This window comes from Dorea ammoniilytica, from assembly GCF_025567415.1.
Lineage (GTDB): Bacteria > Bacillota > Clostridia > Lachnospirales > Lachnospiraceae > Claveliimonas > Claveliimonas ammoniilytica.
In genome coordinates, this window is record NZ_JAOQJV010000016.1 from 1 (window position 1) to 24,450 (window position 24,450).

General features: G+C 42.3%; 42 protein-coding genes. 8 read left to right on the forward strand and 34 right to left on the reverse strand.

Translation table 11 applies throughout. The features are described 5' to 3' along the window. Nucleotides 1-88: 88 nt before the first annotated feature. From OCV65_RS10530 to OCV65_RS10665, 28 genes are all read right to left on the reverse strand, one after another. The gene (locus tag OCV65_RS10530) at nucleotides 89-1,597 is read right to left on the reverse strand and encodes a phage minor capsid protein (protein WP_262582009.1); all 1,509 of its coding nucleotides are present in this window, start codon (nucleotides 1,595-1,597) and stop codon (nucleotides 89-91) included. A 1-nt stretch (nucleotide 1,598) separates the two neighbouring features. Then, complete coding sequence (locus OCV65_RS10535) at nucleotides 1,599-2,948, reverse strand: phage capsid protein (protein ID WP_262582010.1); 1,350 nt, start codon at nucleotides 2,946-2,948, stop codon at nucleotides 1,599-1,601. A 1-nt stretch (nucleotide 2,949) separates the two neighbouring features. Continuing rightward, nucleotides 2,950-4,269 carry a phage terminase large subunit gene (locus OCV65_RS10540; protein WP_262582011.1) on the reverse strand — a complete coding sequence of 440 codons (1,320 nt, stop codon included), beginning with the start codon at nucleotides 4,267-4,269 and terminating at the stop codon, nucleotides 2,950-2,952. Beyond that, a complete protein-coding gene (locus OCV65_RS10545) occupies nucleotides 4,244-4,708 on the reverse strand; it encodes a hypothetical protein (protein ID WP_262582012.1) in 465 nt (154 codons plus the stop codon). Before OCV65_RS10545 ends, OCV65_RS10540 begins: the two co-directional genes overlap by 26 nt. Nucleotides 4,709-4,796: 88 nt before the next feature. Then, a complete protein-coding gene (locus OCV65_RS10550) occupies nucleotides 4,797-5,663 on the reverse strand; it encodes a hypothetical protein (protein ID WP_262582013.1) in 867 nt (288 codons plus the stop codon). Nucleotides 5,664-5,856: 193 nt separating this feature from the next. Continuing rightward, nucleotides 5,857-6,276, reverse strand: a complete 420-nt coding sequence (locus tag OCV65_RS10555) for a sigma factor-like helix-turn-helix DNA-binding protein (protein WP_262582014.1) — start codon at nucleotides 6,274-6,276, stop codon at nucleotides 5,857-5,859. Next, nucleotides 6,239-6,448 carry a hypothetical protein gene (locus tag OCV65_RS10560; protein ID WP_262582015.1) on the reverse strand — a complete coding sequence of 70 codons (210 nt, stop codon included), beginning with the start codon at nucleotides 6,446-6,448 and terminating at the stop codon, nucleotides 6,239-6,241. Before OCV65_RS10560 ends, OCV65_RS10555 begins: the two co-directional genes overlap by 38 nt. Then, on the reverse strand, nucleotides 6,449-6,772 hold the full coding sequence (locus tag OCV65_RS10565) for a hypothetical protein (protein ID WP_262582016.1): 324 nt from the start codon (nucleotides 6,770-6,772) through the stop codon (nucleotides 6,449-6,451). It lies immediately after the preceding gene. Nucleotides 6,773-6,776: 4 nt separating this feature from the next. Continuing rightward, nucleotides 6,777-7,205: a hypothetical protein gene (locus OCV65_RS10570; RefSeq protein WP_262582017.1), complete on the reverse strand. Its 429-nt coding sequence runs from the start codon at nucleotides 7,203-7,205 to the stop codon at nucleotides 6,777-6,779. A 68-nt stretch (nucleotides 7,206-7,273) separates the two neighbouring features. Beyond that, on the reverse strand, nucleotides 7,274-7,498 hold the full coding sequence (locus OCV65_RS10575; RefSeq protein WP_262582018.1) for a hypothetical protein: 225 nt from the start codon (nucleotides 7,496-7,498) through the stop codon (nucleotides 7,274-7,276). 89 nt (nucleotides 7,499-7,587) lie between these two features. Then, nucleotides 7,588-7,908, reverse strand: a complete 321-nt coding sequence (locus OCV65_RS10580; RefSeq protein WP_262582019.1) for a DUF551 domain-containing protein — start codon at nucleotides 7,906-7,908, stop codon at nucleotides 7,588-7,590. Next, nucleotides 7,909-8,223, reverse strand: a complete 315-nt coding sequence (locus OCV65_RS10585; RefSeq protein WP_262582020.1) for a helix-turn-helix domain-containing protein — start codon at nucleotides 8,221-8,223, stop codon at nucleotides 7,909-7,911. It abuts the gene before it with no gap. Then, on the reverse strand, nucleotides 8,220-8,528 hold the full coding sequence (locus OCV65_RS10590) for a hypothetical protein (protein ID WP_262582021.1): 309 nt from the start codon (nucleotides 8,526-8,528) through the stop codon (nucleotides 8,220-8,222). The genes OCV65_RS10585 and OCV65_RS10590 overlap by 4 nt, the downstream gene beginning before the upstream one ends. Beyond that, on the reverse strand, nucleotides 8,528-8,911 hold the full coding sequence (locus OCV65_RS10595; protein WP_330666934.1) for a hypothetical protein: 384 nt from the start codon (nucleotides 8,909-8,911) through the stop codon (nucleotides 8,528-8,530). Before OCV65_RS10595 ends, OCV65_RS10590 begins: the two co-directional genes overlap by 1 nt. Continuing rightward, complete coding sequence (locus tag OCV65_RS10600) at nucleotides 8,912-9,088, reverse strand: hypothetical protein (protein ID WP_262582022.1); 177 nt, start codon at nucleotides 9,086-9,088, stop codon at nucleotides 8,912-8,914. After that, nucleotides 9,066-9,242 (reverse strand): hypothetical protein, encoded by a 177-nt coding sequence (locus tag OCV65_RS10605; protein WP_262582023.1) that lies wholly within the window; start codon nucleotides 9,240-9,242, stop codon nucleotides 9,066-9,068. The genes OCV65_RS10600 and OCV65_RS10605 overlap by 23 nt, the downstream gene beginning before the upstream one ends. A gap of 486 nt (nucleotides 9,243-9,728) precedes the next feature. Next, nucleotides 9,729-11,588: a DUF927 domain-containing protein gene (locus OCV65_RS10610; protein WP_262582024.1), complete on the reverse strand. Its 1,860-nt coding sequence runs from the start codon at nucleotides 11,586-11,588 to the stop codon at nucleotides 9,729-9,731. An 11-nt stretch (nucleotides 11,589-11,599) separates the two neighbouring features. After that, nucleotides 11,600-12,082, reverse strand: coding sequence for a CHC2 zinc finger domain-containing protein (locus OCV65_RS10615; RefSeq protein ID WP_262582025.1), 483 nt, complete (start codon nucleotides 12,080-12,082; stop codon nucleotides 11,600-11,602). Beyond that, nucleotides 12,072-12,587: an ERCC4 domain-containing protein gene (locus OCV65_RS10620; protein WP_262582026.1), complete on the reverse strand. Its 516-nt coding sequence runs from the start codon at nucleotides 12,585-12,587 to the stop codon at nucleotides 12,072-12,074. Before OCV65_RS10620 ends, OCV65_RS10615 begins: the two co-directional genes overlap by 11 nt. Nucleotides 12,588-12,598: 11 nt before the next feature. Continuing rightward, nucleotides 12,599-13,015, reverse strand: a complete 417-nt coding sequence (locus tag OCV65_RS10625; RefSeq protein ID WP_262582027.1) for a single-stranded DNA-binding protein — start codon at nucleotides 13,013-13,015, stop codon at nucleotides 12,599-12,601. Continuing rightward, entirely contained in the window at nucleotides 13,008-13,748 is a 741-nt protein-coding gene (locus tag OCV65_RS10630; protein WP_262582028.1) for an ERF family protein, read from the reverse strand. The genes OCV65_RS10625 and OCV65_RS10630 overlap by 8 nt, the downstream gene beginning before the upstream one ends. Beyond that, nucleotides 13,749-13,946: a hypothetical protein gene (locus OCV65_RS10635; protein ID WP_262582030.1), complete on the reverse strand. Its 198-nt coding sequence runs from the start codon at nucleotides 13,944-13,946 to the stop codon at nucleotides 13,749-13,751. Then, complete coding sequence (locus tag OCV65_RS10640; protein WP_262582031.1) at nucleotides 13,946-14,875, reverse strand: DUF1351 domain-containing protein; 930 nt, start codon at nucleotides 14,873-14,875, stop codon at nucleotides 13,946-13,948. The genes OCV65_RS10635 and OCV65_RS10640 overlap by 1 nt, the downstream gene beginning before the upstream one ends. 3 nt (nucleotides 14,876-14,878) lie before the next feature. Continuing rightward, nucleotides 14,879-15,265 carry a DUF3846 domain-containing protein gene (locus OCV65_RS10645; protein WP_262582032.1) on the reverse strand — a complete coding sequence of 129 codons (387 nt, stop codon included), beginning with the start codon at nucleotides 15,263-15,265 and terminating at the stop codon, nucleotides 14,879-14,881. Next, on the reverse strand, nucleotides 15,246-15,395 hold the full coding sequence (locus OCV65_RS10650) for a hypothetical protein (RefSeq protein WP_262582033.1): 150 nt from the start codon (nucleotides 15,393-15,395) through the stop codon (nucleotides 15,246-15,248). The genes OCV65_RS10645 and OCV65_RS10650 overlap by 20 nt, the downstream gene beginning before the upstream one ends. Continuing rightward, entirely contained in the window at nucleotides 15,395-15,610 is a 216-nt protein-coding gene (locus tag OCV65_RS10655; RefSeq protein WP_262582034.1) for a hypothetical protein, read from the reverse strand. The genes OCV65_RS10650 and OCV65_RS10655 overlap by 1 nt, the downstream gene beginning before the upstream one ends. 89 nt (nucleotides 15,611-15,699) lie before the next feature. Next, nucleotides 15,700-15,903 (reverse strand): hypothetical protein, encoded by a 204-nt coding sequence (locus tag OCV65_RS10660; protein ID WP_262582035.1) that lies wholly within the window; start codon nucleotides 15,901-15,903, stop codon nucleotides 15,700-15,702. Beyond that, nucleotides 15,893-16,087 (reverse strand): hypothetical protein, encoded by a 195-nt coding sequence (locus tag OCV65_RS10665; RefSeq protein ID WP_262582037.1) that lies wholly within the window; start codon nucleotides 16,085-16,087, stop codon nucleotides 15,893-15,895. The genes OCV65_RS10660 and OCV65_RS10665 overlap by 11 nt, the downstream gene beginning before the upstream one ends. Before the next feature lie 374 nt (nucleotides 16,088-16,461). Between OCV65_RS10665 and OCV65_RS10670 the strand changes: the two genes are divergently transcribed. Beyond that, nucleotides 16,462-16,596 (forward strand): hypothetical protein, encoded by a 135-nt coding sequence (locus tag OCV65_RS10670; protein WP_262582039.1) that lies wholly within the window; start codon nucleotides 16,462-16,464, stop codon nucleotides 16,594-16,596. A gap of 31 nt (nucleotides 16,597-16,627) precedes the next feature. Here the strand turns inward: OCV65_RS10670 and OCV65_RS10675 are convergent, their stop codons facing one another. Genes OCV65_RS10675 through OCV65_RS10685 form a run of 3 tightly spaced genes read right to left on the reverse strand, consistent with a single transcriptional unit; the run spans nucleotide 16,628 to nucleotide 17,225 of the window. Beyond that, on the reverse strand, nucleotides 16,628-16,777 hold the full coding sequence (locus tag OCV65_RS10675) for a hypothetical protein (protein WP_262582040.1): 150 nt from the start codon (nucleotides 16,775-16,777) through the stop codon (nucleotides 16,628-16,630). A 1-nt stretch (nucleotide 16,778) separates the two neighbouring features. After that, complete coding sequence (locus OCV65_RS10680; RefSeq protein WP_262582041.1) at nucleotides 16,779-17,009, reverse strand: helix-turn-helix domain-containing protein; 231 nt, start codon at nucleotides 17,007-17,009, stop codon at nucleotides 16,779-16,781. A 12-nt stretch (nucleotides 17,010-17,021) separates the two neighbouring features. Further along, nucleotides 17,022-17,225, reverse strand: a complete 204-nt coding sequence (locus OCV65_RS10685) for a helix-turn-helix domain-containing protein (RefSeq protein ID WP_262582042.1) — start codon at nucleotides 17,223-17,225, stop codon at nucleotides 17,022-17,024. Between the two features lie 208 nt (nucleotides 17,226-17,433). Between OCV65_RS10685 and OCV65_RS10690 the strand changes: the two genes are divergently transcribed. The 6 genes from OCV65_RS10690 (at nucleotide 17,434) to OCV65_RS10715 (ending at nucleotide 21,579) form a co-directional block, all read left to right on the forward strand. Beyond that, on the forward strand, nucleotides 17,434-17,823 hold the full coding sequence (locus tag OCV65_RS10690; RefSeq protein ID WP_262582043.1) for a helix-turn-helix domain-containing protein: 390 nt from the start codon (nucleotides 17,434-17,436) through the stop codon (nucleotides 17,821-17,823). After that, nucleotides 17,804-18,199: a hypothetical protein gene (locus OCV65_RS10695; protein ID WP_262582045.1), complete on the forward strand. Its 396-nt coding sequence runs from the start codon at nucleotides 17,804-17,806 to the stop codon at nucleotides 18,197-18,199. Before OCV65_RS10690 ends, OCV65_RS10695 begins: the two co-directional genes overlap by 20 nt. A 63-nt stretch (nucleotides 18,200-18,262) precedes the next feature. Continuing rightward, nucleotides 18,263-18,712 carry a DUF6978 family protein gene (locus OCV65_RS10700; RefSeq protein WP_262582046.1) on the forward strand — a complete coding sequence of 150 codons (450 nt, stop codon included), beginning with the start codon at nucleotides 18,263-18,265 and terminating at the stop codon, nucleotides 18,710-18,712. 23 nt (nucleotides 18,713-18,735) lie between these two features. Then, nucleotides 18,736-19,488, forward strand: a complete 753-nt coding sequence (locus OCV65_RS10705) for a DUF1829 domain-containing protein (protein WP_262582047.1) — start codon at nucleotides 18,736-18,738, stop codon at nucleotides 19,486-19,488. A 128-nt stretch (nucleotides 19,489-19,616) separates the two neighbouring features. Next, nucleotides 19,617-19,994 (forward strand): PH domain-containing protein, encoded by a 378-nt coding sequence (locus OCV65_RS10710; protein WP_118452840.1) that lies wholly within the window; start codon nucleotides 19,617-19,619, stop codon nucleotides 19,992-19,994. Nucleotides 19,995-20,187: 193 nt separating this feature from the next. After that, nucleotides 20,188-21,579, forward strand: coding sequence for a recombinase family protein (locus tag OCV65_RS10715; protein ID WP_262582049.1), 1,392 nt, complete (start codon nucleotides 20,188-20,190; stop codon nucleotides 21,577-21,579). Here the strand turns inward: OCV65_RS10715 and OCV65_RS10720 are convergent. The 3 genes from OCV65_RS10720 to OCV65_RS10730 all read right to left on the reverse strand — a co-directional run bounded on the left by OCV65_RS10720 (nucleotide 21,472) and on the right by OCV65_RS10730 (nucleotide 23,649). Beyond that, a complete protein-coding gene (locus OCV65_RS10720; protein WP_262582050.1) occupies nucleotides 21,472-21,858 on the reverse strand; it encodes an ABC transporter substrate-binding protein in 387 nt (128 codons plus the stop codon). The genes OCV65_RS10715 and OCV65_RS10720 overlap by 108 nt on opposite strands. 130 nt (nucleotides 21,859-21,988) lie before the next feature. Further along, nucleotides 21,989-22,912, reverse strand: coding sequence for a SufB/SufD family protein (locus OCV65_RS10725; protein WP_262582052.1), 924 nt, complete (start codon nucleotides 22,910-22,912; stop codon nucleotides 21,989-21,991). Then, nucleotides 22,912-23,649 carry an ABC transporter ATP-binding protein gene (locus OCV65_RS10730; protein ID WP_262582053.1) on the reverse strand — a complete coding sequence of 246 codons (738 nt, stop codon included), beginning with the start codon at nucleotides 23,647-23,649 and terminating at the stop codon, nucleotides 22,912-22,914. The genes OCV65_RS10725 and OCV65_RS10730 overlap by 1 nt, the downstream gene beginning before the upstream one ends. A 154-nt stretch (nucleotides 23,650-23,803) precedes the next feature. Between OCV65_RS10730 and OCV65_RS10735 the strand changes: the two genes are divergently transcribed. After that, nucleotides 23,804-24,370: a 5-formyltetrahydrofolate cyclo-ligase gene (locus tag OCV65_RS10735; protein WP_262582085.1), complete on the forward strand. Its 567-nt coding sequence runs from the start codon at nucleotides 23,804-23,806 to the stop codon at nucleotides 24,368-24,370. Nucleotides 24,371-24,450 lie beyond the last annotated feature (80 nt).

The following is a 24,450-nucleotide window of genomic DNA, read 5'->3' on the forward strand; positions in this document are numbered from 1 at the left end:
TAAACGACAGCAATACTATGCTTCACTGCAGGGGGCTGCATAAGGTCGAACATTCTTGAGAATAAAGTGTAAACCAATATTGACAATATCATTCTAACATTCGTTGCATAATATGATATGGCTCATGCTTACCTTCTGGCAGGATAAATGCCTGTTTCTGAATCGGCGGCAGCACAATACCTTTTGTCAGTTTTTCTGACCGCAAGGCTACTTGAACATCGTAATATTTTTTACTACTATTTGGATATTTTTCCAGGTACTCTTTTAATCCATTCAGATATTCCCATTTCTCACTATCATTATATTTCACTTGTCCAAACTTAGCAAGCGAACCAACGGAATCTCCTAGAACTTCTTTATACCGTTTATATTGAGCCACATCTTTGGATGCATTCTCAATCATTTCTGACGGGAACAATGCATTCTGTCGCTTGCTGTTTGTTGCCACATGACCACGCATATCCAGATAGATTCGTTCACGCTCTTCTGTAAGTCCCATCTTCCGGCAGAATCTGGAATACTCATTCAGCTGCCCCTGATACTTCGCCTTATGGAGGATGATCTCATCCCGATCAGCTTTACCGGCTTGCAACAACCGCACCTTCTCGCGCTGAGCACGCATAGCCACTTCCATCTGACGCTGTCTCTGCTTGGCTTCATACAAAGTATATTCTTTACCTAGGAACTCTCTTGGTTCATTTTCTTTTCGGTTCTGCTCTTCCAACCAATCATCTGTCCAGTTACGTTCGGATAATCCTGGAAAGAACAAATGATAAGTATGGTAGCAGTTAGCTCCCAGAAGTCCGGTCACGGTACCTAGCCCACAGACTGAATACAACTGCTCTTTCGACCAGACACGTCCCTGCCACACTGCATGAGTCGGACGTGCTCCCGCATGCCACTCCACTTCAAAATACTCTGTTCCAAGCTTCTGTGCGTTGTACTCAGATATCTTTCCGGTAATTTGACTGACTGCAGTCATGACCGCTCTTCTTGCAGCCACATCAACCCGGTTAGCTCTCCCGGAAGAATAATCAATCTGCCGAAGTCCGCTGTTCGTGAGCTGCGTAACAGTCCGTCTCAGGACGCTGTTGTAATCAAATGCCCCAGATACAATATCCATACAAGCACTGTCCAGGTAATCGGCATAGACCTGTGATAATGGAGTGAGCACCTTCTTTCCACCATAATCCAGATAGAATCCCATCGATCTGGTGATATTCTCCATATCAGACAGGCTCTGTTCTATAATGGCGTCCGTGATCTGTTGCAGCTGCTTGTTCTGTTCAAACGGTATGTACTTGACATTGATCTGCTCGTATACATCCTTATTTCGGACATATTCCCAGTTGATCACCTTGTCATACAACTCAAACATCTCCGGATATGATGCATTCAGTGCATCCTTAATACTTTTTTCAATATCTTCGGAAGAATACCCCAGAATCTGCAATCTGTTAATCTGCCAGTCAGCTGTACTGGTGATCTCACCGGCTTTCACAATCCTCCGGACAATATCCTGCATGATACGCTCTTCCAGATCCTGATACCTGCCGGCAATCTTGCTGACAATCTTGTTCTTGTAATCATCTCGCATACTACTCCATCACCTGATTCTGCTCTGGCAGCTTAGACCTTGCCGTCTCCTCGTCCTCGTTGTACCACTTCATCCGGTACTCCAGCGCGCTCATTACTCCCATGCTGACATCCTGTCTGTCCTGCTGTCTCTCCGATTCTTCGTCCGTCAAAATAGAATCGTTGAAATCACAGATAAACTCTACACCAGACATATAAGAACCGTTGTAAAATGCAAGCGCATTCACAAATCCATTCAAGCATGCTTCCAATTTTTCCTGGATTGCCGTAACTCGGTTGTATTTTCTCTTCTTGGAAGCAATCACCTCTGTAGCTGTCTTATCCACTTCTTGTGCATCTGACAGATCTCCATAGGCAAGTCCAACATTAAACTCAATCTCCCGCTTGTATTCCTCCAAGCCTCTGCGGAACGCTTCATCCCGCATTGCTGGCGAATACTCCTTATACAGTTCTTTATCCTTGCCATCTTCGAGATTCAGTCCCTTGTACAGACGCTTTTTTAATCTTGGAAGATAAGTCTTCCCGCCTTTACTCTTGAGTGCTCTCTCATCTACATGAATTGCACGCTCTCCGGAATCATACTCCCAATCCAAACGCGCGCCCTGTCTATCTGCTTTTCTGATCAATGTTTCCGCTGATTCATACACCGATACGCCGCACGAAGAACCGTCCACCTTGTTATCGACTGGATTCCGGTAATACCCGAAATCCATTTCCGTCATACCTCGATAGATGATCGGACCAGGTAGAATGTTTGCCCACTCTGGTACCTCATCCAGGCTGCAGCTCTGCCCGATATCATTTAAGCTCTCTGAGTGATAGCATTTGTTTTCGATGGTCAAATTTCCGTTCGTGAAATAATGTCTTTCCACTCTGGTGAAATAACTATTCTCCCCAATACATTTCACAACCAGGAATGCAATGTCATTCGGAGAACCAGAATCATCAAAACTGATCGGGATAAATTTATCAGCAGCAACATACTCTGCCTTGTCTGGTCCCAACGGTCTAAGAACCATTGCTCCAAGCGCGAGACCTGTTTGCAGTTTCTCATTTATGTCAGACAGACTCTTCTGCAGAACCTTGTCCATGCTGTCGTTGTTCAGTATCTTGGCTTCCATCTCCACCAGTACCGAATCTGCAAACTCACGGCAGATGCCTTCCTCCAGCTTCAAGGACTCTACGGTATCATCACACCAGTCCGCCTTACCGGCCAGCATATTCTTCCATTTGTTGATGGCATCAATCATGGTCTGTGACAGTGCCACGTCTTTGCCAACTATACTCTTTAATGTCGTGTAATTAAACATATTCACTATCCTTCCCCATAGTCTTTTTAATCCATCAAACATCTCACACCTCTTCTATCAGGTCGCGCATCTCTCGCTCGATCGTATATTCAAAAGCATCCAGGCTATCAATATCGGTGCTGCCATCATCCAGACGTTCATCCTTGTCCTTCACGTCCTTGTTCCAGACTGCATCTGAAAACGCTGTCTGCAGAGACTTGCAGTCCTCCGTGATCCAGAATCTGCCGGCACCCATGAGCCGGACTGTGCAACGGATTCGATCAATGATAGATGCTTTCTTTGCTTTTCTCACGATCATCCACGGAAATCTCTTCTCTACTGCATTCCGGATTGAATTACCGAGCACTGTCTCTGCATTATCGTAGTACACGGATTCTACATTGCAGTATTCTACGTAATCCCCATGTTTTACAATCACACCATACTGATCAATGACATCCTGGAGAAAATCACAGAACAGCTGATCCAGCATATTGCTGTCGATATCAGCATCCGTGTCCTTTGCCATGATTCGTCTTGACATCAGACCAATCACGTCCCGGTAATCGTCTGTATATCCTCTGGCCACAAAAGAATGACCGGACTGATTTCCTCCGAAGTCAAGTCCGATCTCTATCGATACAATATCGTTTTTCTTGAACTGCTTATACTGTGGCTTTTCCTCAAGCTCATCCAAAACTTCACACCGGAACTTCTCCGGATTGTCTGCAAATCGTTTATAAATCGCTCCTTCTGCTCTCTTCCATAGTCCAAGAATCAGACGATCATAATAAATCGTACCCTCATATTCCTTGCAGAGCTGTTCCACAAACTCTGCTGGCAGGAATGGATTATCGAATATCGTGTACCTCTGCAGGTAGATATCCAACTCATCATTGTCCAGGAACTCCTTCAGCCAGTGCGTCGGATGTTCTGGGTTACATGATCCATCAAAGCACGAATACGGTTTATCCAATCTTGATTTCAGCATCTGAAACACTTCTTTGTTCCACTTGGCAATCTCATCACCGTAGCAATATTTGATGCTGGCTCCCTGTATCTTCGCCACCTGACTGACCTTTTCAGCCCCCAGACAATACACTTCCTCTCCACAGATCCGTGCGATATTCTGACTGTTAATCTGTCCGATCAGCTTATCGGTATAGATCTCGCGCATCGGCTGCAGCACATTTCGCTCAATGGAACTCTTGGATACTCCCAGGATAACATTGAGTCCCGGCTTGCCTGCCCTCTCCCTGATCCGGAATGGAATCACAAAAGCTGTATCCACAAAAGACTTCCCGGAACGCACTGCTCCTGATTTAATATTCCATCTATGAGTTGCGTTCACAATGTATTCATTCTGTTTCTTGCTTAATTGCATTGTCCCGCACCTCTTTCAGTATCTGATCCAGCCGATCAAGAGCTTCATCAGTCTCATTTTCACCTGTGATAGCTTCTTTCCTGGCTTTGATCAGTTCCGTCTCAGCCTTCTTGTTCTCTAAATCTTCCTCAGCTCTGTTACTCTGTCCGGAATACTGCGCTACAAACTTGGCAGCCTGCGTATCTCCTGTCAGTGCCTGCTTAATCTGTGCCATTAATAAAGCCGATTCCAAGGTACACTCTACTCCAAGCGACTCTAAAACCGGCGACCATTCTTTACTGTCTATTTCAGCAGTGAGCAGCATGTTCAGCGTCTTCTGGAAGTTCGCCTTCCGACGTCTCGCCCTGCCGCTTGCCTGACCTGCTTTTCTTGCTAACTCACGGCGCTCTTCCGGAGTTCGATTGTCATTTGCATCTCTTATGTTTTCATATCCAGCCACTTCACCACCTTCAATTCTGGTCTATTTTTGCATTAGAAAAGACACCCCGGAGGGTGCCCTTACCAAAAATTATTTATTCTGCGCTCTTTTAAAAATAATTTTTCTTATAATATTCTATCAAAAAATCAAAATCATCAACCGACATATTTGACATATGTGTCATTTGCTCTGGTCTAAGGATTTGCAATATATTTATCAGCCAAGAGCTCTCTACCTCCAATGCTTTTGCGACTTCATATACTTTATATTTTTTATTCTTTAAAGTTCGTCTTCGCATTGTCATTAATTTATCTATTTTATCCACTTCATCAATTGGCTCTATAATTCTATTGTTAACACTATTCAATACAGAACTCTCTAACTTCAACCTCATTAATGAATTATTAATTTGATTTACTTCATTAGCCAATGATTTTATCATAAATTTCAATTCTTGGTTTTCAGACATTTTATCATCTTGTAGCTCTGCTTTTTTTCCTATTTCTAATAACTTAACAATAGAATTAATACCATCTTTATCGTCTTTTGTACTTTTAATCCCTTTAGATATTGTTTCTCTATCTTCTATCACTTCACGATATATTAATTTGCTTCTATAATCTATGGTATTGATGTTTGAAATATCGAATATTCTTTTAGTTCCCTCTTCTTGAACCAGAACAACTGGTAAATCAAATGCTTGTCTTATTCCGAGTTCAAATAATACATTGGGATTTCTAGTGCTCAAATCACACAAAGCCATTGGGGCACTGATAATTTCATCTATAATGCTAACTTGAATCAAATTACTTGATGCACATTCATCTACTCTAAAAGCCTCATATCCAGCCGCTTCTATCGCAGGTTTGAAAATATCTTCATATACATTTTTAAAATGACCATCCTCGTATTCCTCTGGATCACTAATTGGCATTATAACAAAGCATCTTTCTTTTTCTTCTGTTTTACTTACCATCTCACATTTCCTCCCATACCTAAAACCTACTTCCATAATATCCCATTTATAAACATTGTACAATAGAAAAGACAGCCCAGTTTGCATCAGGCTGTCCTCTCAGGTTTTAGTTACAAGGAAGTCAATTCATCATGCCATCGAAGAAGTTTTCTTCTTTGTCTAGTATAATAATACCACACCTAAATTATAAATGTTATAAATCTTTCATGGCTATTCTTATGATCTGAGATACCCGCGCCTGCGTATATCCGACAACCTCTCCGACTTCCTGCTGGCTCATTCCTTCCAGGTACACCGACTCCAGTATCTGTCTGCTGAGTCCTTCCGGCATCTTCATGATGATCCGTTCTGCTTCTGCCATATCAGCTAACAAAGCTTTATGCCGCTTCTCTTTCTTCCGGATCCGGTCTTTAATCTCAGAAGCTTTCTTCGGCTCCTGCATCTGCACCGTCACATGCTGCTCTATGTACGGAAAATTATCAGACGACTTACTCACCTTACCAGATACCTCCGGCACATCCTCCAGCTGCGCATACAATCTTTCCAATGTCCGTTCCAAACTTAGCAGCTCTCTTCTATTCGCTCGGTACCTTTTCAGACATTCCTTGTCCATCCGCATCACTCCCCTTGCCGTACTTCTTCCTGATATACTCTGACACGCTCACGCTCTGATATGCCGGTTTCCGGAAGTCCGCCAGAGCTTTCTCATCTGTCTTGGCTTCCAGACCATCATAATGCTTCTTCTGAGCTATCTTCTGTTCTTTTTTATCTCTCTTCTTCCGCATCTACCACCACCCGCTTTCTTCGGTCTTGTGATCGGCATGGATGAATATCACCGGTCTGGTTCCGTCCGAACCATCGTTGATGATCTCCAGTTCTCCGATGTAGTTAAAATCCTCTGCCGTATCCATGTACACCGTCAGCGACACCTCTCCGCCTAATAGCTCATCCATCCTAGCCGCTACAGCTCTCTGAAACTCCACAGTGTCCGTGATATCCGGATTCCGCACTGTGATTGGAGTAGGTTCTTTCCGTTCCTGTTCCTTGGCACATCCACATAATGCTACAGAGCACAGGATGATCAGTAATGTGCTTTTGATTCTATTCATCGTCTCACTCCTCATAATTCATCACAATTGTAATCACCTGCACAAGAACTCTCTGAATCTGGTCGTAGATGTGGTGATCATCACTTCCGAAATGAGAGCACAACACTGCGTTTCGTACACCTTCTGCGTAACAATCAGCCATAAAGTCAACACTGTATACATCATCTTTGTTGTCAAGCTGTCCGTATTCTTCCCACTGTGAAGAGATAAAACTTTTAACTTTTTCGTCAACTACATCGTACGAATACTTGCCTCCGTTAATATGTCTTACGCAACAGTCAACAAATCCTAATCTGTCGCAGTCTCTATAATCTTTCGCTGTCCCATCCGTATATTCCCGAAATGCCTGTTTTACTTTTTCCTCAAAATCTTTCGGAAGATTGAAGATATCCACTTCAATTTCTCTTGGTAATCTAATGTTGTAACTTCTCATAATTCGTCCTTTCTCCTAATTTTATGTACAAAAATACCAACCACCGAATATTGATGGTTGGTAAGAAACTATACTAATTTGATGTATTTGTTTTTTATTCCGCATCCAGGACAAGTGCACAAAACTTCTATTTTTATTTTGCCGTCTTCATCTCTTCCGATTGCAGTTATGTCTGCACTAACATCAGGCATCATATAAGTAACGATTTGCCCATTTCGCGGTCTTGGTATATATTTCCAATCTAAAACTTCTTCACACCAAAAACATTTATTAGTTCCGCATACTTCTCTCATTGATTTTCCTCCCGCCTATTTGATACGGAAATTATATCATTCCAACCATCAATATTCAATTGTCAAAGTTCTATCGTCCAAGCCTTGATTTATTCTTTCTCCCTATATGGCTCTGGAAGTAGCATCCAGGCATTAACAAATAATCCGTAGCTTAAATAAGATTTTTCATCGTCTCCAGGATAGAATGTACCGCCCTCGTCATTTTCTTCGTATCTTGCGATATCTGGCATTGTGAAATTTTGAAATGATACCAGTATGTAGCTTTCATCTTCCGGCAGTCTCTCACTGCATGGAATCCAACCACCACTTTCTTCCTCGTCCTCAAATTTTGCTAACTTCTCCATAGCTTCAGCCAACAAGCTCTTGTCCCTAACTACTGCTTTCCCAGCATGATATTCTGTATATCGCATCTATTCATCCTCCTTATCCTTCAACCTCTCGCCCTTAACATACACCGTGCAGCTCTCCGGCTTGCATGGTCGCTTTTTTCCGGTAATGCCAATGTAATTACAATTCATACCGGCATTGCTTTTCCTATAGCTGCCCATGCTGTACTGACATGTCCTGCACAGATGTCTGTCCGCATTATCGCCTGTCTTTCCGGACTTCGGCTTTCTAAGCCACCCGTATACTGTGTTGTATGATATGCCAAGCTCGTTCGATATCTCCCGCATTGACATGCCATTCTGACTCAGCTCAACTGCTTCTTCTCGCTTACTCATCATTGGCTTCTCCTCTCTCTGTGGCGCGTTGGGGGGCAGTCCTCCGGCTCTTCCTGGGTGTCATGCACTGCCTGGATGATCTCTTCCGGTTCTGGCTGAGCAGATTCTTCCATCTCCCGTACCGCCTGTTCAAATTCTGGATTCGCTACCGCCGGCACATTCACCAGATAGTGGTTCTCTTCCTGTTCCAACAGATCGGACAATCTCATTGCATTCATGCCACCATCATTACCTGTCCACAAAACTGTGACCGGTCTGCCTAACATATAATCTTCTAATGCTTCTTTTAAGGATTTTTCTATGTACATCAATCATTCCTCCTGATTCTAAGTTTAATCCCCATCTCTTCATCGATATTGTCTATGAAGTCCTGCCATCCAACGATATCATCCATCAGACACTCAGCCTTTAAATTCATTCTGTCAATAAACCTCTGACACCGCTTTGTCCCAAAATCAAATTCATCTCTGAGAGTTGCCACGCACAAGATAGTGAATGTATCCATCGTCATTTCCTTGATCTTTCTCGTGGCAATCTCTAGGCTCTTTCTGTCAAGCAGGGTATGGATCTTTGTAGCATTCCGGAACTCGATCTCATCTCTCAGCCCATCGACTCCATTCTTCTCCACAATGGTAAGCGCAAGCTGTAAGCCATCTTGACGACCTGCCATATAATCATTCATCTTTGCCACTTACTCTTCCTCCCAGTACTCTATAACATATTCTTTCTTCCCTTTTGCATTGCCAGGAATGACCTGATATCCAATTCTGACCGAATATCCTGCCTTGATTAATAACCTGGCTATCTGCAGCCGATCCTCTTCATTTAGACCAGCTGTTCCACCTCTAATGCTTCTTATTACTGCCATACATCTGTCTCCTTATGCAATTTCTATGAAACCACATCTTCGTATTACGCTTAGTTTTCACGTATTCCTGTTCGTCCTCTGGATAGATAACCTCTTCGCAGGCATGACAGATATGCGTTTCTGCTTTCTTCTCTTTCTTCTTTTTTTCTGTCATCAGTTCGTCCTCCCCAAATATTCATCGTGTATTTTATTCACGATTGGCGAAAACCAAAATAATAGATTTTTTATATCTGATTTTGCACCGTATTGCCTGCATAGTTCAAGCGATCGTTTATTATATGCATCCATATCATGATTAGCCAGATACTCTTTGTAATTCTTCCAGCAGGCGTTATATATCTTTGTTACTCGCTCTTCCATAATCTCTGTTACCTCTTGTTACCGTTTTTCAATGTATGTTACCAAAAACGGGAAACGTCTCTAACCCTTGTATTTACTGCGTTTACAGCACTTTTCTCAATTTTGTTACCGTGTTACCACAACTTTCCCCATATAGGAGAAAAATATATGTACAACATTCATACATTTACTTTTCTCTATAAGGGTTGATTTTTGATTGGTAATTTTGGTAACACTCACAAAAAAATGCTTCTAAAGCCCATGGTTGACAGCTTTCTTCTGTTACCAACACTTGGTAACATTATTTGAATGGCAACTCTTCTTGTTCATACTCTTCTAGCTTCCTAAAGCCATCCTGATCAACATTTTCATTTAGCTTCAAAACCACGCATCTCTTCGGATCTCCGTTCACTCTCGTTACTTTCGTCAACCTGCCTCCCTGTGTCATAATCAGATTCTTGCGGTCTGCCCATGACAAAAAGGCTTTGTCGGAAAATCCACCATTCTTGCATAACTCCTTGAATGCCTGGTTGTAAATGATTGCATACCCGTCCTCTAAGGTTCCCCACTGTTCAGCATTGGTGCTTATATCAAATCTCTGGCCATTCATGGCGATCTTGTCCTGCAGATAGTGATAGCAGCGTTCGTTATCACTCAAATCATTTTTGTTGATCAGAACGCTCTTCGCTTCTTCCAAGGTGATATACTGTCCGTCTTTGAACAGACAATCTGTTGCGATCTTATCTGCGGTCAACAATATAGCCAGAGATATACTCTGTTTCTGCATGGCTTCATCATCGTACAGTTTTGTCTGAAAATCTTTCTGGATCCGGCGTATTTCCTCCACCCCCAGAGACTTCAATGCTTCTATATATCGTTTCCCGGCCAGACCATAGTTCTTCTTTACAGTCTCTGCAGTCTCCTGCGGATCCTTAAAGACATGCTCCCCACATTCCACTTCCAGAATACGGTTAATGGCTCCGCCCTGCGATACATAAGAATTCAATGGACGTTCCCCATTTGTCAGAATGCAATTCTTCCAGCGGTTCTCTCGGTTAATGCCAAGATCTTTATTGGATCTGCTTTTGCCTTTTCCGGAACACAGGTCGTATACAATGCCTTCAAAATTATCCCGGATCCGGCTACTGGTCTTGCTGGTATCGTCCAGTACCATCGGTAAATGATTCAACATATCTGCTTTTGCTTCCAACGCTACCTCTGTAGTCTTAAAATCTCCTATGTACGCAGATTCATCCGGATTCGCCCAAATCGATGTCGCAACCATAAGAGATACTGTTTTACCGCCTTCGGTTTCTCCCCAAAGATCTACGATAAATGGCAGTCCTCCCAGAAGGCTAACCAGCACACTCGCAAATGATGCTGCCATCATGAATTTAATTTCTACCCGGCCAGACTTGCGCAGTTTCAAAATATGCGATTGCCACAACTTCCAGTTCCCATGCGCTGACACGCTGTCATAAGCCTGTCGGAATCTCTGGTCTCCATCAAATACAATATCCGTATCATAGGGGATAAACTGCTCTCCAATCCATCCGAGCTTGCTGGTAGAATACTGCACCTTGATATGACTGTCGTTCATATTCTCTACATCAGACAGATATCTGACCAGAAGTTTTGCATTTTCAGATGTCACCGATATTCCTCTTCCGGAAAGAGCAACAATCTTGCTGGCAGATGTCACCATTGTCTTTGGCACGATGATCTCATTCCAGATCCGATTACGCTTATATGCGATCTTAATCTGCTCCTCACCTGTTTCCATGTTCTTCATCCGCTCTACTGGGAGAATAGGATGATAACAAGCTACAGAGTCAATCTGGCTGTCATTCTGCGCATATATCCCATCTTCCCCGGCTAGCCACGCACCACAGAACATATTGTCATAAGGTCCATCAAAATTAGTCCATCTCTCCAGCATCGTGATTGGTTTCTCGCGCTCTTTCCGCTTATTCTCCCGATCAACTTTCTTGTATGCTTTTAGTAGCTCCTCAAATTTCCCTTTAACGCCCAGTTCTGATGCGCGATCTGTAAGTGACAGAATCATGCGCGCCTTTGCTATCTCGTCTTCCTGGTCAAATATCTCTACAAAAATTTCTTCCCCCAGGATGCTGTTCTTATCCAGTTTTATCAACGGCTCCACATTCTATCACCTCACTTCTCCAAATATCCGCCCACATACAGTTGATACTGCAGGGCGTTATAGCAATCACACCAGACCTCTGATAATGGCTCAGATCGTTCCATATAACTTCTGTAAATTGTGATCAGAGCATTGTTCAGTTTGCGCCTGCTCTGCTCTCTCTGCGCCGTTTTTCGCTTCATTTCCTGCGCTTTCTTTGCCCGGTAAATAGCGAGCTTAGAAGCGTAGGACGATTTCTTTTCGTAAGTTCCGCCAAGCATCAGGAACGCATCTTTAAATCCAATACCATAGAATTGCTCTATGAAGCTAAATATATCTCCATTAGCTCCACAGCCGAAGCAATTGTAATCCCTGTCGTATATCTTCATCGATGCCTCCCGGTCGCCCTTATGGAATGGACACTGAATGAATCCCGCCCTATTAGGTTGGGGCAGACCGCATCTGGTCAGAATGTCTCTCATACTGTATTCCTGTCGGATCTCATCACTGGTCACAGGAGGTCACCCCCCCCGATAAAATCCGGATAATCTCTTCTCCGGTGTCTTTTTTATCACAGAACAGAAACTTGCATCCGTACTTTCGTTCTTGCGTACAGAGCACCTTATACAGTGTCTCGCCGGTCATTGCCTTAGTTTCAACATCTTCCCATTTTCCAGTCTCTGGATTCTTCCTGCGTTTCCATCGTCTGGGGTTCTCCCACCAGATCACATCCTCCAGACGCTTAATATCTTTTCCATGCTCCACTAAAAACACCATCTGGATATCATTCTCATTCGCCCGGATCAGCTCTCTCCGGAACCGTTCGTGATCCTGACACACATTACTGCATAATTCTGACAAGTTCTGTTTCCTGTCAATAATCAGCCGGGGATTATCGTAGTTCATGTAATCCCCGACCATAAGTTTAGACACCGGATGCCTGATTCCATGCTGGTCAAATGTCTCCACAATCTTAGTAATTGCCCTGGCTTTCTCCCGGCTGTCTATCTGTATTACCATCTGATCACCACCTAGTTAAACGGCAGTTCTTCATCGATATCATCCGGAATATTCTGGAATCCATCATCACCCACTGGTCCGAATCCACTGTTATCCTGTGCCTGCTGTTGTGATCCTTTTGACTCAACAAACTCACAATTTTCCACAACCACATCTGTTGTATACACTTTCTGACCATCGTTGTTGGTATATGATCCTGTCTGGATCCGTCCCTGGCATCCCATCCGCATACCTTTATGAAAATACTTTTCAATAAACTCCGCAGTCTTTCCAAAAGCAACACAATTTGGGAAATCTGCTGTTGGTCCGTTCTCACCTTTGAACCGGCGATCTACTGCAAGTGCAAATCTCGCAATAGATGAACCGCCCTCTGTATATCTGACTTCCGGATCTCTGGTCAATCTTCCTACAAGCTGCACACTATTCATCCTGCTCTGCCTCCCTCTGAAGATCTGGCGTCTTCTGGAATTTACTCATAACTTTTTTGTACTCCAGAACTGTCATATCCTCAATCTTCTTCGCTTTTACATCACGCATTGCCAGAATCTGCTTATCAGTCACACCGGTTCTCTTCTGCTCGTTCTGAATTGTAGCAAGCATCGGCTGGCTGATCTTCACATCTTCCGCTTCATCATTGGACGACTCTGTCGTTGCCGGCTGCTCTTTTGGCTTCTCCTGCTTCTTTTCTAATTGCTTCTTAGGAGTTCTAATCTTTTCTTCCAGGCTCTCTCCATCTGGATCAGACATTTCCTCTGTCGGAATACAAAATACCTGAAAGCATAAATACTTATAAGCAATAGCCATTGCCTTATTAGTTGCTTTATCCCCCATATCCATGCCTTCTCCATAAATGATGGACGTAACACGCGATCCGTCTTCAGCGCAAATGTCATATTTCACTTTACAGATGACTTTAAGTATAGCTGTACCATTTTTCGTTTTTCCGACTTCTTCACACTGACGTTCTACAACTGTCGGAATAATTACAACCTTATTCTTCGCCAGTGCAGGATGAAGTGCATTAAACACATCATCCACACTGCGATACTTAAATCCCTGCTGCTTATTCACCTTATCTTTTCCTACGATTCCACAATCTGCAATAACTCCGGCAATAGCAGCATAAATCTTTGGATTTTCTATTATCCTTTCCTCTTTCATCTAACTCTCCTTGTCATAAACGACTCTCTTGGCAGACTCCACAATCAAAATGCTTGCAATCTGTTTCAGAGATAATGCCGATTCATTATAAATATCCACCAACACGTTATATGCCTCCGGACTCAGCTTTACTACGGTCTGTTGATCAACCGGCTGCTTACTTCTGGCCGGAATATGTATCTTTCCATCTTCCTGCATTAAACTGTCCTCCGCTCAAAATAAATACCAATGCTGTTAAATGCCATTTCCACTTCTTCCAACTCCGCCGGAGTAGCTATTACTCTGTAAAACGCAGTCACTGTGGATGGTTGCTCAAACGGCAGTTCATCATCCGCAATCACAGGAGTCTGTTCTACTGTCTGCTGCGCCTTTTCCTGTTCTTCTTTGCGGATCTGCTCTTCCCTGCGAATCGCTTCTCGTTCCGCAACTCTTGCACGTTCAATCTCTGTCTGTCTTCTACGTTCTTCTTCTCGCTGCCGGCATTCTTCCTCGCGTTTCAATGCATCAGCCTTATTCTGCTCATAAGTCGTTATCATCTGGATCGCATCATTCAGATTCAGCGTTCTCTTATATAAAGCCAATGCATCCGGTTCTTTGTCTGATCTCATTGCCTTGATGCTGGAGACTGCAGTTTGGATTGTGGACATCTTTTCTGTCATATCCTTTTTGATCGATTTCATGGATACAGATACATTCTCCCATTTCGAATCATACAGCTTGTCCAGATTGATAAACTCTCTGCAGTCTTCGTATTCTGAAGTGCAATCTTCATACATCCGCTGGATTTCTTCCCGCTTTTCCTTCCGGCGCTTTTCTTCAAATGCCTGAACCTGCTCATTAATCGCATTAATCGGTTCATCGACCTTAGCAGACAATGACTTCATCCTCTTATCAAATGCATCGTAAGGCTCCATCCATTTCTTCTTAACTGTCTTCCGACCGTCCTCAATGTCTTTCTTCAATCTTCTGAGACTTGCAATCTCTGCCTTGGCAATAGTCTTTGTATCCTCGGTAAATACAGCGCCTCTGTATTCATCCAATTTCTTATCTAATTGTTCTTCCAGGGCATCGAAATTCATTTCTATCGTTCCTGGATTCTGTTTAATAGCTAATGTCAGTTCGTTCATTCCCTATTCCTCCTTATCTCCATCCTTCATTGTCGTGGAGTAATCTCTCAGAATCTTCTGCTTCCACTGTTCAGAATCTACATCTCCAAGTCCTGTCCACTGCTCACCGACTTCCAATACCAAGATCAGATCACCTACAATCGGGCATCCATGTACCAATGTTCCATACATTATGCTGCCGAAGAAATTCAATGGCAAATCCTTAAGTAGTCCTTCCTCATCCACTAGCATGAGTACTGGAGCCTTGAAGTAATCCCACAGCTTCTGTGTTTTAACCGGTTCTACCAGACCTCCGCCAATAGCATTCTGGAGATCTTTGATATTATTTACGTCCACTTCGATGACAGAAATCTTGTCATCCGTGGTAATCTTAAGCGTTTTCGTCCTCATCCTTAAATTCCCTTTCCCTATATTCTTCTGCCAGACGTTTCCTGTGCTTACGCATCCGATCCAGCCTGTCCAACTCTTCAATGTCCTGTTGGACTAAGCGCTCCTGATCAGCCCAATCGTATCGGTCCATTATTCCTGCTCCTTCTCAGCTTCTTTAATACCGGTTTCTACTGCAGTTACAAGCAAGCCCTTCGCCATGCTTGCGTTCGTACCAGACTTAAACGCCTTATATAAATGACCTGCTATCTGTCCAAATTCAACGATAAGAAGCTTGACATTTCCCTCTATCTGCACTTCACTTCTTACTGTTTCATCCCCCATATCTACTACTGAATATTTAATCATTTGACTAATCCTTTCTTTTTCCCTATAATAAAGTTGATTAATTTTCTGAGTGCTTCTCGCCTTGCCGGGCTTATGAGAGCACTCTTTTCTTATACGATCTGTTTGATCACATCCGTAATCATTGCTGTCCCGGAATCCAGCGCAACATTTGCAATCTTGTAATTTCCACTTGCGAACTTCGCATACACCAGTCCCCGGTCTGATCGGTACTCTAACTCCACCAGATCATGCAAGTTGCGTGTCTCCTGTAATGCTGGTAACAGCAAGTCCAATATCTTCTGCTTATTCTCCATCTATCTCACCCCTTCCTCTTAAATGTGCTCCGGCGGTCATCACCACACACCAGATTGCTTCTCTTACGAAATCGATCAGCATCACTCCTCCACGGTTGTTCATGGTCGCTATGGTATAGTACGCCCCAGCCAGTCCGATCACGATCAGCGCCGTGCCGATCCACTTCAATGTTTCTGCTTTCATGCTTGTCTCTCCTTTCTACCGCCTCAGGCGGTCTTATCCAGCTCGTAATCTATCTTCACTTTCTCCTGTTCTTCCAGCAAAGAGATCAGCTCCTGTATAATCTTTGTCATATCCGGATTCACTCACACCACCTCTCTGTATGTTTATGTGATACTGTTTGTACTTGTTGCTCCTCTTCTTAATTTTCTCTTAACTCCCTAGTTTTTTATTGCCATCATATTTGTTTAGCTGTATACTATACAGTCTGTCATACATCATTTTGTGTTCCAGAACATATTTTCGTACATTATATTGTGTTTTATATTGACACATTACGATTTTAGTAGTAGCCTTTTATTAGAAGCTTCAAAATTCTAATAGAAAGGAGTGATTGCATGGCAAAAGGTCGTTCTTGTAAACCTTCCGCTAAAGTTAGTAAAGCTGGACATACACTCTCCACAAGTAAATCTCCGTCTGCTAAATCTAAAGCTGGAACTACTTTAGCGAATCATAAACACGCCAATCATTAATTGGTCAGGCTCAGTACTCTCACTGAGCCTTTTAAATTGTTCTGAATAAAATTTTTGTAATCTCAACCATCGCATTCAATTCCGCTGGCGTTGGGTTATCTTTGTCCGCTGTGCGGATCACAAAAACAGATAATCCCTCTACCATTTCATCGTACAATGGCTTTTCTTTCTGTTCTTTCATCTCAGGCCTCTCCTTTCTCGATCTTATAAAGTGTATTGGCATCAACTCCCAGTGCCATACATATCCTGATCACATCACATACTTTGATGACTTTCCTACCAACAAGCATGTTATTTAACATCTGTGCTGTGTATCCGGCTTTTTCCGCAATGTATATTTGCTTCAACCCATTTTCGCGTATAATCTGCTGGATATTCTCAGCCACTGGAGAATTGCATTCTGAAATTGTCACCCCGCTCACCTCCTAACCATCGTCTTGTGTGTCTGCCAGCAGATCATCCACCGTAACTCCAAGGATGTCTGCTACTGCTTTAACTTTATCAACGCCAGGTGTGTTTGTATCCCACTTGCAAATGCTACTACGGGAAAATCCTAATCTGTTCTCCAACGCCGAAATAGAAATCTCGGATTTCTTACATGCTGTCTTTATATTTTCATATATAGACATTTTTACCCTCCTTTCTTTTGCGCAAGATTTTACGTTTATATATTGACAAAATGCGTAAAATATTCTACTATTAGAAGTGCCAACTACTAATTTTTTAAATTTTAAATCATTTGACTTTCGTAAAATCTTGCGTAACTCTTGATTATTATTATACACAATATTTTACGTATGTCAATACTCTTTTGCGCAAAATTTTGAGGTATTGATTATGGGACTGTATGAACAGGTAAAAGAAGTTGCGAAAAGCAAAGGATATTCTATTAATCGATTAGAAAAAGAATTAGGATTTGCTCGAAGCTCAATTAGCAAATTCAATAAAAATGTACCTAGTATGGAAAAAATCAAACAGATAGCTGATTTTCTTGATGTGTCCGTTTCAGATATAATTGGAGATAATGATGATGCATCCAACACTGAGAAATACTATCTGAATGACGAAACTGCTCAGGTAGCACAAGAAATATTTGAAAACAAAGAACTTAGAGCGCTATTTGATGTCCAGAAGGACATGGATCCAGCTGATCTGAAAGCTTTACATAGCATGGCGCTCGCATTGAAGCGAAAGGAACGTGGTGATATTGACGACACCGGATGTTAATGTTGTACTCATGGATTTTCCCTCGAAAAAAGGAAATGAAATGGTAGTTCCCAACGAAGACGGAAGTTATACTATTCTCATAAATGCCGGACTTAACTATGAGTCCCAGCAAAGGGCATTTGAGCATGCAATGCATCATATTAAAAATAATGACTTCCAGAAAGAAAATGTACAAGAAATCGAATACTATGCTCACCGTCAGAAAATTGCTGAACCAGCTGCTAAATATCTGGAACGCATCAAACGACTCCAGCGTGAGCGTAAGGCGATAAAACGTCAGATAGAAAGAGACAAAAAGCGTGTGCAGTTTATTATGGAGAACTGCGATATGTATAAACGTGCAGAACATCACTATTTATATGGTGATAACTTATAAAGTATATTAAAAAAAACGGCACATCACCGAACTGATGTTTTGTTTTTGGAGGTATACATACATATGAGCGAAAACAAAAGACTTACTCAAGAGGAGGCCGAGCATCTACTTTCTATGCTTAAGAAATCTCTTGCCGATGAAATAGCTTTTCCAGAGAAGGGAGCTTCAATAGAATTTGACGTTGTTGGATCTGAAAAGAAAGATTTATTTGCCACAAGAATTTATCGAGGAAGAATCAATTCTACTAAATACGAAATTGGTGCACGGATTAAAAAAGATGGTATTATGCTCCTAGAATTACATGTCAATCCCAATAAAACTCATGTCAATCCAGATGGAGAAAAACTCACCGGATCTCATTGGCATATCTATACCGAAGAATACGGTAGAAAGCAAGCTTTTCCTGCTGAGGACATTCAGTCAGATCATTTTGTGGAAAATACTCTTCTATTCATGGAAAGATTCAACATCATTGAAAAGCCATCTATTAATTATCAACTTGAATTGCTATAATATTTCAATAAGGAGGTGTAGAAATGAACATTCAAGAATATATAAATTCCTATGCAGAATGGTTAAAAAGTGAAATTTCTTTTACTAAAGTAGGAGAATACTATGAAATAAATACACCTTTTTTAGATAATGATAATGATTATCTTCAATTTTACGTTAAGCAAGATGGTGATGAATTGTATTTTACGGACGATGGATTTACTATCAATTCTCTTGAAATGACAGGTTTTTCATTTACTTCAAATAGAAAAAAACAGTTAACACTCATTTTAAATCAATATGGCGTTCAACTCCAAAACAAAGAACTTATTTTAAAAGCTCCCGCAAGCCAATTTGCTCAAAAAAAGCACGCCTTTACTCAGTGCTTAATGCGCGTTTCGGATATGTATATGACATCAAGAACCAAAGTTGGTTCATACTTCCTTGATGACATCCAAGCATTTTTCAAAGAGAACGATATTTTCTGTATGGAAAATGTACAGTTCACGGGGAAATCTGGATTTTATCATAATTACGATTTTGCCATACAGCGTTCGAAATATAAACCAGAAAGGCTATGCCTTGCAATAAATAATCCTTCAAAAACTACAATGAGCAATGCTCTCTTTGCTTGGGAAGATACCAAACCATCTAGAAGAGCGGACAGTAAACTTATTGTATTTCTCAATGATGCAAACGGAATTGGAAGAGGAATAGAAGATGGATTTCAGAGTTATGATGTAAATCCAATTCGTTGGAGTAAGCGATCAGATAATTTAGATTTATTAACTGCATAGCTTTTAATGTATGTGATTAAAAAATGATGCTCCAGGTTGCAACCTGGAAAGATTAAATGATATAACCGCATTTGCGATTATATATATGTTGTGTGTATTATTTAACTAAAGAAAGAGAGGGATTTATTATGATCGATTTTAAAAACAGTTCATTCGTAAAGTTGAAACAGACTAAACCTGAGGCAGTAATGAAAGATATAGAACCACTTCTTATCAATGACGAACTTGTTATTGGTGCATACAAAAGCATTCGTGATTTTGTTGTATTTACGAACAAGCGAGTGATCTCATGTAACGTCCAGGGATTAACCGGGGCAAAGAAAGACTTCACTTCATTGCCTTATGCTAAAATTTCAGCATTCTCTGTTGAAACAGCTGGAGTTTTTGATTTAGATAGTGAACTTGAGATGTATTTCAGTGGACTCGGCAAAGTCAGATTTGAATTTTCAGGATCAAGTAACATCGTTCAAATTGGACAAGTTATTGGAATGTACGCACTGAAATAATAAAAAAGAAAACCGCCCCTGCGCCAACAGGAACGGTTGATGCATATCCGAAGATATACAAACGAGCTACCAACTCACGAATATTGTATCATCTTCGGACAGCCACTGCAAGCGGAACACTCGTTCCTCGCTGGCTGTATTTTTTATACCCATTTTTGTGCGACATCGCACATATACTTAGGAAGGTGATATGATGACGAACAAAATTATCCGCTGCGCTCTCTATATCCGTGTCAGCACCGCTGAGCAGTGTATGCACGGCAAGTCACTGGAAGCGCAGGAGTCCTACCTGCAGCAGTATGCTTCTGATCACAACATGATCGTGGTCGGAGTCTACGCTGACGAGGGCAAAACGGCTCGTAAAGAGCTCAAAAAACGTAAGGCTATACATTCTCTGCTTGAGGATGTAAAAGCCGGGAAAATTGATGTTATCCTGTTCTGGCGGCTTGATAGATGGTTCCGTAATCTTTCTGATTTTTACAAAGTGCAGGATATCCTGGATGAATATGGGGTGCGCTGGATGTCTGCCAGTGAACCGGGCATCAACATGGAGACGCGTGACGGCAGACTGCAGCTGAATGTCGTCCTGTCCATCGGTCAGAATGAAGTGGACACCACCAGCGAACGTATCAAGTTCGTGAATGAGGCTTCTATCCGGCAAGGCAAACTGATCTTCGGTGATGCCAACATGGGATACGGATATAAGTCTGGAATTGTTGACGATCGGAAGTGCATGGTAAAAGATCCGGAGCGCGAAGAAACAGTAAACGCCTTTTACAAATACTTCTTCAAGCATCAAAACAAATGTGCAACACTCCGATATATTCAGGATAATTATGATCCTAACTTCAGCTGGGCTATCATGCGTACTCTTCTGTCCAGTGAATTCTACAAAGGTACATATCGTGGCTTTCCGTACTGTCCACCATACCTTACAGAAGAACAATGGAATGAACTTCAGAAGATCGCCCATAAAAATATCAAACGTGCCAAATCCGGCCGGATCTATCTGTTCACCAGCCTGATCCGCTGTCCGGTATGCGGTCAGCTTCTCTGTGGAACCGGATGCAAGTCCATCATCAATAGAAAGACCAGAGAAAAACGCGATTACTGCTATTATCGTTGCAGCCGAGCGCATAATGATCGAATCTGTACATACAGACACAGACTGAGCCAGAATCTGATTGAACAATATCTGCTGGATAATCTGGATACGGAATATAGGAAATACCAGATACGTGTGAAGAAAATAGAGGAAGAGAAAAAGAAAATAGCGCAGACGAAAACGCCGGAAAAGCTGAATGCAGAACTGGAACGTCTGAATCTGCTGTTCCAAAAAGGCAGGGTTGAATGGGATTACTACTCTTCCGAATATGACCGGATCGAACAGGAATTAAAGGATCTGAGCAGGATCAAACCGGAAGTCAAACGTGACCTGTCATTCCTGGAAGATCTGCTGCAGTCTGATTTTAAGACATTATATGTTTCTCTGTCTCCTGAGAACCGCAGAGCCTTCTGGCGATCCACGATCAAGCAGATCCACCTGAATGAAGACTCTACGATCAAGTTTGTTGATTTTTTGTAGTGCGTCTCTGTCTGGGAGGCGCGCTCCAAAACCGGTAACCAGCGTCAGCTCAATGCCTTCATCCTCAAAATATCCTTCTTCAATCGCCACATACATCGGAGCATAAAAGATAGAATGTGCCACCTCATTCAACGTTACAGACACTAGTTTCTTCTCTTCTGTTTCTTTTGTATCTTTTACTGTCTGACTGGTCTCCGAAGATTTATCAGAACCACAGGCACATACCATGCCGACCACCATCACTGATGCCAACAACAAAGAAAGCAATTTCTTTTTCATAAGAACCTCCCATAAAATAAACTTCTCGTTTACCATATGCTGATTCTTATCATTTGTGCTTTTCTGCATGACGAACCCTTATATAACACAAAAGCTCTGCCCTTTTAAGACAAAGCTTTTCTGCATATACCTAACTCAGGAAATTCTCGATAATTACATTTTCCGCTTCCGCTTCTGTCATTCCTAATGTACGAAGCTTCAAAAGCTGTTCATCATTAATTCTGCCAATCGCAGCCTCATGTATGATTGCCGCATCCACATGCTCTGCCTGAATCTCAGGAATAGATCCTACATGCGCCTGATCCATAATGATGGAATCACACTGAATATGTGCATGGCATTTATTTCTTCCCACAGCTTTTGGATGGAATGTCTGTAAAGAATGCCCCTTACAGACGGAGCGTGATACAATCTGTGCTGATGAGCCGCTACCCTCCAGACATACCTCAATATTAGATTCTGCCTTCTGTTCTCCGTCTGTCATCAGCTTCTCCAATACATAGAGTTTTGCACCCTCCGCCAGTTCAACATTCGTCTCACGCACAGTAGAGTCCACACCTTTAATCTGTGCAGTGTCCATAGTAAACACCGAATTCCGGCCAACCTCAATATTTGTCACAGGATTCAGCACACGACTTCCAGTACCATTACCTTCTCCATAATGCTTCTCCTCATATTTTACGTTTGCATTTTCTCCAACATGAAAGGTATGAATGCCATCATGACGGCTTTCATTGCAGCCACTGTTATGAATACCACAGCCCGCCACAATCGTTACATCTGCACCATCTGCCACATAGAAATCATTGTAGACCAGGTCTGTCATTCCCGATACACTGACCACAACAGGAATAAATACCCTTTCTCCTTTGGTATCTCCATCGATCAGAATATCAATCCCCGGTTTGTCCTCTTTCTTACGGATCTTGATATGCTCACTGTCTCCATGACACAATGCGACTCCATTCTGTCGGAGATTATAAGCACCTTTCTGTGCAAATTCTTCACTGATCCGATTCAATACTTCCTGTGTCGTTGCATCTAACTGTACCATTAGCAGACACCTCCTTCCATACCTGTTACGCATTTCTGACATTTTTCCTGCTGAAACAGGCTTGGAAGAACATCTTCGCTCTTACCGTACTGCTTTACTTTTCCATCTTCAATCACCATAATCTTATCTGCCATTCGAATAATTCTCTCCTGGTGCGAAATCAGAATCAGACATTCTTTCTTTTCCTGATGGATCTCTTCAAAACGTTTGATCAACATCGAAAAACTCCACAAATCAATTCCTGCTTCCGGTTCATCAAAAATGCTGACCTTATGTTCCTTAGCAAGCACAGTTGCAATCTCCAGGCGTTTCATTTCTCCACCGGACAATGTACCATCCATCTGACGGTTCATGTAGTCTGCCGAGCATAGGCCTACAGAAGACAGAAGTCTGCAGCTTTCTTCTTCTGTCAGTTCCTTCCCTGCCGCAAGAGACAGCATACGCTTCACAGTCATACCCTTAAATCTCGGCGGCTGCTGGAATGCATAACCAATTCCTGCATTTGCACGATGATCAATATCATACTCTGTTATATTCTCCTGATCCAGAAAAATCTCTCCGCTATCTTCCTTTTCAATTCCTGCCAGCACTTTAGCCAGCGTTGACTTGCCGCCGCCATTAGGTCCAGTTATAACAAGCATCTCTCCGTCTTCTACTTGAAAACTGATATGATCCACCAGACAGCGTTTTCTACCCTCTTCATTTACTTCAAATGTAAGGTTGTCTACTTTTAACATAGTCTGTCACCTCATCTGTATTATTTGTTCCACTTTGAACTGTACTCTATCTGGAAGAATCTGTCAACTTACACCCCTCAACTGGCAAATTCTCTTGACATTTTTTATATTTCTCCAGATACTATTAGCAGAAAGGCAGGAAATGGAAATGAATATGAATAACTGTATTACCGATAAAAAAACGCAGCGCAATGAGATACGCAGTCGCCTCCAACAATCATCACCCACTTATTGTTACTCCTCCGATCAGCTCATTTTCCAATCCATCATTACTCTTCCAGAATACCAGAATGCATCCATGATTTTCTGTTATGTCAGTGTCAAAAAAGAAGTGGACACACGCAGACTACTTAAACAAGCATGGGCTGACGGCAAACGCACTGCTGTTCCGCGCTGCATTGACAAAGGCATCATGGAACCTTACGAAATCACATCATTTAACGATCTGATTCCCGGACTCTATAACATTCCAGAACCAGCCAAACACTGTCCGCCGGTAAATCTGGCAGACATTGACTTCGCTATCGTTCCATGCCTCTCATGCGACCGCAAAAGGCGACGGCTTGGACATGGTGGCGGGTATTACGACCGGACACTTGCTAAGCTTACTGCTCCATCTGCGGCACTCTGTAGAGAACAGCTACTGCTTGACGAAGTCAGCTGTGAAGAACATGATCAATCCGTGTCTATCCTGATTACGGAAAATACCATCTATCGCTAAAACGGTTATCAAACTTCTGATCCTACGCGGGCTCCCCCTCCGTAATACTAAAAATTAAAGAGCATCCTTTATCGCACAAA

Excerpts from the sequence above, each read along its gene's own strand:
- OCV65_RS10530 (WP_262582009.1), bottom strand. The coding sequence starts at position 1,597 with ATGCGAGATGATTACAAGAACAAGATTGTCAGCAAGATTGCCGGCAGG.
- OCV65_RS10535 (WP_262582010.1), bottom strand. The coding sequence starts at position 2,948 with ATGTTTGATGGATTAAAAAGACTATGGGGAAGGATAGTGAATATGTTT.
- OCV65_RS10540 (WP_262582011.1), bottom strand. The coding sequence starts at position 4,269 with ATGCAATTAAGCAAGAAACAGAATGAATACATTGTGAACGCAACTCAT.
- OCV65_RS10550 (WP_262582013.1), bottom strand. The coding sequence starts at position 5,663 with ATGGTAAGTAAAACAGAAGAAAAAGAAAGATGCTTTGTTATAATGCCA.
- OCV65_RS10555 (WP_262582014.1), bottom strand. The coding sequence starts at position 6,276 with ATGGACAAGGAATGTCTGAAAAGGTACCGAGCGAATAGAAGAGAGCTG.
- OCV65_RS10560 (WP_262582015.1), bottom strand. The coding sequence starts at position 6,448 with ATGCGGAAGAAGAGAGATAAAAAAGAACAGAAGATAGCTCAGAAGAAG.
- OCV65_RS10565 (WP_262582016.1), bottom strand. The coding sequence starts at position 6,772 with ATGAATAGAATCAAAAGCACATTACTGATCATCCTGTGCTCTGTAGCA.
- OCV65_RS10570 (WP_262582017.1), bottom strand. The coding sequence starts at position 7,205 with ATGAGAAGTTACAACATTAGATTACCAAGAGAAATTGAAGTGGATATC.
- OCV65_RS10575 (WP_262582018.1), bottom strand. The coding sequence starts at position 7,498 with ATGAGAGAAGTATGCGGAACTAATAAATGTTTTTGGTGTGAAGAAGTT.
- OCV65_RS10580 (WP_262582019.1), bottom strand. The coding sequence starts at position 7,908 with ATGCGATATACAGAATATCATGCTGGGAAAGCAGTAGTTAGGGACAAG.
- OCV65_RS10585 (WP_262582020.1), bottom strand. The coding sequence starts at position 8,223 with ATGATGAGTAAGCGAGAAGAAGCAGTTGAGCTGAGTCAGAATGGCATG.
- OCV65_RS10590 (WP_262582021.1), bottom strand. The coding sequence starts at position 8,528 with ATGTACATAGAAAAATCCTTAAAAGAAGCATTAGAAGATTATATGTTA.
- OCV65_RS10600 (WP_262582022.1), bottom strand. The coding sequence starts at position 9,088 with ATGGCAGTAATAAGAAGCATTAGAGGTGGAACAGCTGGTCTAAATGAA.
- OCV65_RS10605 (WP_262582023.1), bottom strand. The coding sequence starts at position 9,242 with ATGACAGAAAAAAAGAAGAAAGAGAAGAAAGCAGAAACGCATATCTGT.
- OCV65_RS10620 (WP_262582026.1), bottom strand. The coding sequence starts at position 12,587 with ATGGTAATACAGATAGACAGCCGGGAGAAAGCCAGGGCAATTACTAAG.
- OCV65_RS10625 (WP_262582027.1), bottom strand. The coding sequence starts at position 13,015 with ATGAATAGTGTGCAGCTTGTAGGAAGATTGACCAGAGATCCGGAAGTC.
- OCV65_RS10630 (WP_262582028.1), bottom strand. The coding sequence starts at position 13,748 with ATGAAAGAGGAAAGGATAATAGAAAATCCAAAGATTTATGCTGCTATT.
- OCV65_RS10635 (WP_262582030.1), bottom strand. The coding sequence starts at position 13,946 with ATGCAGGAAGATGGAAAGATACATATTCCGGCCAGAAGTAAGCAGCCG.
- OCV65_RS10640 (WP_262582031.1), bottom strand. The coding sequence starts at position 14,875 with ATGAACGAACTGACATTAGCTATTAAACAGAATCCAGGAACGATAGAA.
- OCV65_RS10645 (WP_262582032.1), bottom strand. The coding sequence starts at position 15,265 with ATGAGGACGAAAACGCTTAAGATTACCACGGATGACAAGATTTCTGTC.
- OCV65_RS10650 (WP_262582033.1), bottom strand. The coding sequence starts at position 15,395 with ATGGACCGATACGATTGGGCTGATCAGGAGCGCTTAGTCCAACAGGAC.
- OCV65_RS10655 (WP_262582034.1), bottom strand. The coding sequence starts at position 15,610 with ATGATTAAATATTCAGTAGTAGATATGGGGGATGAAACAGTAAGAAGT.
- OCV65_RS10660 (WP_262582035.1), bottom strand. The coding sequence starts at position 15,903 with ATGGAGAATAAGCAGAAGATATTGGACTTGCTGTTACCAGCATTACAG.
- OCV65_RS10665 (WP_262582037.1), bottom strand. The coding sequence starts at position 16,087 with ATGAAAGCAGAAACATTGAAGTGGATCGGCACGGCGCTGATCGTGATC.
- OCV65_RS10670 (WP_262582039.1), top strand. The coding sequence starts at position 16,462 with ATGGCAAAAGGTCGTTCTTGTAAACCTTCCGCTAAAGTTAGTAAAGCT.
- OCV65_RS10675 (WP_262582040.1), bottom strand. The coding sequence starts at position 16,777 with ATGAAAGAACAGAAAGAAAAGCCATTGTACGATGAAATGGTAGAGGGA.
- OCV65_RS10685 (WP_262582042.1), bottom strand. The coding sequence starts at position 17,225 with ATGTCTATATATGAAAATATAAAGACAGCATGTAAGAAATCCGAGATT.
- OCV65_RS10690 (WP_262582043.1), top strand. The coding sequence starts at position 17,434 with ATGGGACTGTATGAACAGGTAAAAGAAGTTGCGAAAAGCAAAGGATAT.
- OCV65_RS10700 (WP_262582046.1), top strand. The coding sequence starts at position 18,263 with ATGAGCGAAAACAAAAGACTTACTCAAGAGGAGGCCGAGCATCTACTT.
- OCV65_RS10705 (WP_262582047.1), top strand. The coding sequence starts at position 18,736 with ATGAACATTCAAGAATATATAAATTCCTATGCAGAATGGTTAAAAAGT.
- OCV65_RS10710 (WP_118452840.1), top strand. The coding sequence starts at position 19,617 with ATGATCGATTTTAAAAACAGTTCATTCGTAAAGTTGAAACAGACTAAA.
- OCV65_RS10715 (WP_262582049.1), top strand. The coding sequence starts at position 20,188 with ATGACGAACAAAATTATCCGCTGCGCTCTCTATATCCGTGTCAGCACC.
- OCV65_RS10720 (WP_262582050.1), bottom strand. The coding sequence starts at position 21,858 with ATGAAAAAGAAATTGCTTTCTTTGTTGTTGGCATCAGTGATGGTGGTC.
- OCV65_RS10725 (WP_262582052.1), bottom strand. The coding sequence starts at position 22,912 with ATGGTACAGTTAGATGCAACGACACAGGAAGTATTGAATCGGATCAGT.
- OCV65_RS10730 (WP_262582053.1), bottom strand. The coding sequence starts at position 23,649 with ATGTTAAAAGTAGACAACCTTACATTTGAAGTAAATGAAGAGGGTAGA.
- OCV65_RS10735 (WP_262582085.1), top strand. The coding sequence starts at position 23,804 with ATGAATAACTGTATTACCGATAAAAAAACGCAGCGCAATGAGATACGC.